Annotated in this window: 4 protein-coding genes; 3 read left to right on the top strand and 1 reads right to left on the bottom strand. The window is 30.0% G+C overall.

What is annotated here, in order from left to right:
* Positions 1-36: 36 nt before the first annotated feature.
* Positions 37-2193, top strand: a complete 2157-nt coding sequence (locus tag J2Z35_RS12285) for a type IA DNA topoisomerase (RefSeq protein WP_209661693.1) — start codon at positions 37-39, stop codon at positions 2191-2193.
* An 87-nt stretch (positions 2194-2280) separates the two neighbouring features.
* The gene (locus J2Z35_RS12290; RefSeq protein WP_209661695.1) at positions 2281-4788 is read left to right on the top strand and encodes an EAL domain-containing protein; all 2508 of its coding nucleotides are present in this window, start codon (positions 2281-2283) and stop codon (positions 4786-4788) included.
* An 86-nt stretch (positions 4789-4874) separates the two neighbouring features.
* On the opposite strand, the gene J2Z35_RS12295 is transcribed toward J2Z35_RS12290, so the two are convergent.
* The gene (locus J2Z35_RS12295; protein ID WP_209661697.1) at positions 4875-5132 is read right to left on the bottom strand and encodes a hypothetical protein; all 258 of its coding nucleotides are present in this window, start codon (positions 5130-5132) and stop codon (positions 4875-4877) included.
* A gap of 92 nt (positions 5133-5224) precedes the next feature.
* Between J2Z35_RS12295 and J2Z35_RS12300 the strand changes: the two genes are divergently transcribed.
* Positions 5225-6169: a helix-turn-helix domain-containing protein gene (locus tag J2Z35_RS12300; RefSeq protein ID WP_209661698.1), complete on the top strand. Its 945-nt coding sequence runs from the start codon at positions 5225-5227 to the stop codon at positions 6167-6169.
* Positions 6170-6323: the final 154 nt, after the last annotated feature.

Genomic DNA, 6323 nt, shown 5'->3' on the forward strand with positions numbered 1-6323 from the left:
GGGTCTAAATATGCTTTATTAAAGGAGTCTAAATCTATGAAACTAATAATCGCCGAAAAGCCAAGTCTAGGTAAGAATATAGCATCTGCCCTTAAAGCATCAAAAAGAGGAGATGGTTTTTTAGAGGGAAATGGATATATCATATCCTGGGCTTTTGGACATCTTTTTTCCCTTAAAGATGTGGATGATTATTTAGGAGAAAAGAAGAAGTGGCATGAAGTTCCCCTTCCTTTTTTTCCAGATTCTTTTGATTTTGAATTGAAAAGAGATAGGAAAACAAAGGCTGTGGATACAGGCGTTAAAAAACAGTTTGAAATATTAAAAAGACTTATACATAGAGACGATGTCACAGAAATAGTAAACTGTGGAGATGCTGATAGAGAAGGCCAAATTATAATAGATATAATATTAGATTATTCTAAGACAAATAAAAAAATCACTCGTCTATGGCTCCCAGAGCAAACTGAAGAGACTATTATAAGCTCCATGAATGAGCTAAAGGATAACAGCCTTTATTCAAATCTTCATAACGAGGGACTAGCCAGAACCTATATGGACTGGCTTATGGGTATCAATCTTACGAGATATGTTAGCCTAAAATCTTCTGCCCTTTTCCCCTGTGGCAGAGTCTTGATTCCTATAGTTAAGTTTATCTATGATAGAGATATGGCTATAAAGAATTTCACATCAGAAAAATACTTTATACTGGAAAGTAATACAAAGGCTTCAGGGGAAAAAGTATTACTTTCATTAAAAAATCCAAAGTATCCTGAGAGTGAAAAGGAAAAAGCTCTGGAAAAAGCTGCTTCTCTTAATAAAGAAAAGGCTATCGTAAAGGATATCAAAACGAAAAAAACAACTAAAAGGGCTCCAAAATTATTTTCCCTTTCCAAACTACAGAGTAAACTTTCAAAGGATTTTAAAATCTCTTTTTCTGATTCACTCCCTTTAATTCAAAAGCTTTACGATAATGGATATATCACCTATCCTCGTACAAATACAGAGTACCTTGCAGAAAACGAGAAGTCAAAAGTAGAAAAAATTATAAATATATTAAACCAAGTTCAAGAACACAAATTAGTTATGAAAAATACAAAATCAATATTCGATGATTCGAAAATAGAGAGCCATAGTGCTATCATTCCTACAACAAAGCTACCTCAAAATCTATTTCGACTTGAAAAGACAATTTACGAAACTATTTTTAATAGATTTCTATGTAATTTTTTAGATGAAGAGTGTATTATAAATCAAACTAAGCTTGAAATCACTGTAGGAGATTTAACTTTTAATTTAAATGGAGATACTCTGATATCTGAAGGGTATCTAAAGATAGAGCCTGAAAAAATCGAAAATAAGCTCCCTAATCTGTCCTTGCATCAAGAATTTGAGGTTAATTTCATTCCTATAGAGAAAAAAACTACGCCTCCTAAAAAAGTCACTGAAAGTGAGCTTTCCAACTATTTAAAAAATCCTTTTAAAAAATCAGAGCAAGAGGAGTTAAACGAAGATAATGACGATGATGAATATAGAGCTATCCTAAAAGGTGTGGAAATAGGTACAGAAGCAACGCGAACTGGAATTATAGAAAATGCAAAGCTATATAAGTATATTAGTCAAAGTAAACAACAGTTTTCCATAGAGCCAAAAGGCACATTATTTATAGAACTACTTGATGCTCTAAAAATTGATTTATATAAGGAAAAAACTGTAGAGCTATCCATACTTCAAAAGGAAATATACAAAGGCACTAAATCCATAGATGATGCAATACTAAAAGTAAAGGATGAGCTTCTTAGCATTACTTCCCAGAAAGATATAAGTATCGAAAGCCTTTTGAAGGCCTCTTCTGATATAATATCAAGACCAAGCTCAAAAGAAATCATAGGAAAATGTCCTAGATGCAAAGGTAAAGTCTATGAAAACAGTAAATCATTTTACTGCTCAAATTACAAAAATGGATGTAAGTTTTCTCTTTGGAAGGAAGATAATTTTTTTAAAGCTAGAGGTAAAAAAATTACTAAAACTATAGCTAAAGAACTTCTTAAATCTGGAAAAGTAGAAATCAAAAAATTAAAATCAAAAGCAGGTAATGAATATGATGCGATTTTTATATTAAAAGATGATGGAAATTACGTAAATTTCTATCTGGAATTTGTAAACAAAAACTTTAACAGGCTAAACTATTTATAATTTCTAAAAGATTGGACAACTAAATAGAATCTATACTAATTTTGTGCTAAACTCAAGTAAAGTATCATAACCAGGGGGAAATTAACAATGATTAAATATTATAAAAGTAAAGTTGTTAGTTTAATGAGACTTTTCTACATTCCTTTGATTCTTACAATAGCAATCATACTTATAATAAGTGGTGTTTCCATATACTTTAATCATAAAGTTCTGCAGTCACAGTATAAAGAAGAAGGAATACTCATAGCTAGTCAAATCGGCGAAGAGCTTAGCAGAAATATTCAATCCCAAGAATATGCTGAATATGTTTTGGAAAATAAAATCAGAGTTGCTGCTTTGACTATACTTGAGCTTCAGGAAATGAATGACATTGATAATGAAACTCTATACAGAATGCTTGAAGTATTAGATGTAAGCGAGCTTCACTATATGGATAAAGATGGTGAAATATTATTCTCTACAATTGAAGGATATATAGGCTGGACTCCTAGCGCTACCCACCCTCTGTATGAATTTGTTAGATCTGATGACACAGAGATAATGGAAGTAATAAGACCTGATGATAAATATCAAAGGCCTATTAAATATGGAGCAGTCAAAGGAAACGATGGTTCTTTCGTGCAAGTCGGAATCAATGCAGAGATTGTGGCGCTAGCAAAAGAACAATTTAGCTTCCAAAAAACAATTACAAGTCTCACTAAAAATCCCCAAATTCTTGAGGCTAAGTACTTAGATTTGAATCTTAATATCATTGCTCAAAGTGATAGATACGAGCAGAACAAATCTATTGATATTAATGCTGATTTTTTTAACTCAAAAAATGATGTTCTTATTGAAAAAAAGGTTTTCCAAAATACTGGTTTAGATGCATATGATTACTATATTCCTGTTTATTATGGGGATAGCTTTTCTGGAATTTTAAATATTACTTTTTCATTTGAAGATTTTGCTTATTTTAACAAATTAGCACTTATAATATATTTCTTTTTAATTTTATTTTTAGTTTCAAGTTTAATATGGTTTCAGTTTCAAAATATAGTAGTCCCTATTTGCGAGCTAGAAGAAAGTATTAGAAAAATTGACGTATCTAAAAACCTTCTTTATATGCTTCCTAAACAAAAAACAGATACTTTTGGTGGAATAACCAGCATAATTAATAAAATTCTTGAAAATACATATCTGTTTATCTTTGAACTTCATGAAACCAAAGATGAGCTAGAAAACTCAAACGAAGAGCTTTCAGCTGCTTATCAGCAAATACAGGCTTCTGAAGAAATTCTAAAAACACAGTATGATGAAATTCTAAATCAAAAAAATCATATCGAATTTATCGCTTTTAATGACCCTCTCACTGGATTATTAAATAGACAAGGCTTTACTAATTTAGTAAAAGAAAGGCTTGCAAAAGATAAAAAAGGGGCAATACTTTTAATTGGTATTGATAATTTTAAAGGCATAAACAATACCTTAGGCCATAGTTTTGGAGATATCGTACTTGGAAAAATTTCTGAAATATTAAAAGAAAACAAAGATTCCAATATTTTAGTTTCCAGATTTAGTGGAGATGAATTCATCGTGTACATCAGTGAATTTTCTGACTTTTTATATATAGAAAACTATGTATTGAATATATCTGGAAAACTAAGAGAAAATTTAAATGCAGATGGGAAAAGAGTTTATATTACTACTAGTATAGGTATATCAATTTATCCAAACGATTCTAGTGAAATCAACAGACTTATTATGAATGCAGACTCTGCAATGTATAAAGTTAAAGAAAAAGGGAAAAATGGTTATCTCTACTTCAATGAAGATATGATTAAAGCATTAAATGAAAAAGCTAAAATTGAAATCTTGTTAAGAGAAGCTATAAGGGAAAATAACTTCAAGCTAGTTTATCAGCCTCAAATATCTCTAATTACAGGAAAAACCGTAGGCTTTGAAGCTTTATTAAGAATGAAAAATAACGAATACAGTCCTGATGTCTTTATTCCTGTTGCAGAGGAACTAGGCACTATCGTTGCGATTGGTAGATGGGTTGCAAATGAAGTAATAAAACAAATAGCCTCCTGGCAAAAAGATGGTTTAGATGTAAAGCCTGTGGCTATAAATTTTTCACCAAGGCAGCTTAATGACAGGGGATTTCATAAGTATCTAAAAGACCTTCTTCTTGAGTATAATGTATCTACAGATTTTATTGAAATTGAAGTCACAGAAAATATACTTATAGATAATATAGATGAGGCTTTAAATTATTTGAATAAATTTAAAGAACTAAACATCAGTATGGCACTTGATGATTTTGGGACAGGGTTTTCTTCCATAAATTATTTATCTTCTCTTCCTATAAGTAAGGTAAAACTTGATAAATCTGTAATATGGAGATATCTAAAAGAAAACAAGGAAGATGTAATAAAAACAATCATACAGCTCTCTAATTGCTTTGATTTGACATTAGTGGCAGAAGGAATAGAAGACAAATCTACAGCACAGATATTAAAGCATTGCGGCTGCGAGATAGTACAGGGATATTATTACAGCAAGCCAGTAGATTCAGAAACTGTAAAAGAAATGATAGATAAAACCTATAGTTAAATAAAAATTTCATCCTAAAAAAAGCCAAGTCCTAAAATAGGATCTTGGCTTTTTATGAAGGGAGAGAGTTTGTTAATTTAATTTTATCAATTTTCAGAGTTTTGTTTTATTGTATCAACTATAACTAATGTGCATATTATCATTATTGTTGGTATAAATGAGATTGGAATCATTAAAAATCCGAGGTCACTTGAAAGACCATCCACAGAGTCTATAGTGATTATAGATATCAAAATAAATGAAATACATGTTATAATACCTACGAGGAAGTAACGAATTATCTTTAGGTTTTTAATTATTTTGTCTACTTCTGGTACACTTTGAGACATAAGCTTTTTTTTCATATCATTACCTCCCCTTGCTTTTATTTGTTATTTTATTACATTAACAAAAATGATGTAAGTGGATTAAATGTCGCATTCAAGGAGGCTTTATATTGTTCGAATCATTTAATACAGAAGAATTTGGGAAGTTTTTAAGGGATGTTAGAGAAAGCTTGAATCTTACTCAGTCAAATGTAGAGCGTATGACAGGGTTAAATCGAGATACTGTCAGAAGAATAGAGCAAGGAAAGGTTTTAATTAGGTATGATACACTAGTTTTACTTTCATCTGCATATAAAAAAGACCTTCTTGAAGATTTAAAAACTTATGGTAGTAGCAGTATATTGTTAAATTATTATAGAAAACTGGATGATTTAATAATTCATTATGATGTAGAAACTCTTCAGGATTTAAAAAGGGATTTTAAAAATTTTTCTAAAACCGAAAAAATTGATAACCCTATAGATTACAACTCAAAAAAGCAATTTGATAAGCTGCTTTCAGGAATAAGTAAGTATAATTCAAAATATCCAGAAAAAAGTTATGAGGATTTTTTTCAAGCTATGCTTTTAGGAAATCCACTTTTTAATATTAGTGACTATAAGAATTATAAATATACTATTTTAGAAATGAGAATACTTTTAATGCTGGCTTTGGTTTTATCTTTTCATAACAAGTTTATCGACTCTAATGAAATACTTATTTATTGTCTAGAGCAGATTAATCTAAACAAAAACTCAACCATGAATGAAAAGCTTTTAGGCATCAAGCTTTATTCTAATATTTCTTATAATTATCATAGAAATGATAATCATGTACTTGCTTTAAAATATGCTGACGAAGGCCTTGATTTTTGTAAAAAATCTTATATTTTTTATGGTCTAGCTAATCTTCTATATAGAAAAGGAATGGCGCAATATTTTCTTGAAGTTTTAGATTATAAATCTTCCCTTCAACAATCAGTTAATATGTTAATTATAGAAAATAAAAATGATTTAGCTCAAAAATATGTTGAGGTGACCAAAGAGTCTTACGGAATAATATTGGATTTGGAGTAAATTACCTAATGAATTATTGTGGAAAGTATAGTGAAACTACCCAGTTGTAGATTGTCAAGTAAATTTGACCCCTTTTGGCCTAAATTTACATTCAGTTTTGACCCCTCTAATTAGGATATACAATTATGCTAAACAAGCATAACTGTATATCCAT

This window comes from Acetoanaerobium pronyense, assembly GCF_017874355.1.
Lineage (GTDB): Bacteria > Bacillota > Clostridia > Peptostreptococcales > Filifactoraceae > Acetoanaerobium > Acetoanaerobium pronyense.

Excerpts from the sequence above, each read along its gene's own strand:
- J2Z35_RS12285 (WP_209661693.1), top strand. The coding sequence starts at position 37 with ATGAAACTAATAATCGCCGAAAAGCCAAGTCTAGGTAAGAATATAGCA.
- J2Z35_RS12290 (WP_209661695.1), top strand. The coding sequence starts at position 2,281 with ATGATTAAATATTATAAAAGTAAAGTTGTTAGTTTAATGAGACTTTTC.
- J2Z35_RS12295 (WP_209661697.1), bottom strand. The coding sequence starts at position 5,132 with ATGAAAAAAAAGCTTATGTCTCAAAGTGTACCAGAAGTAGACAAAATA.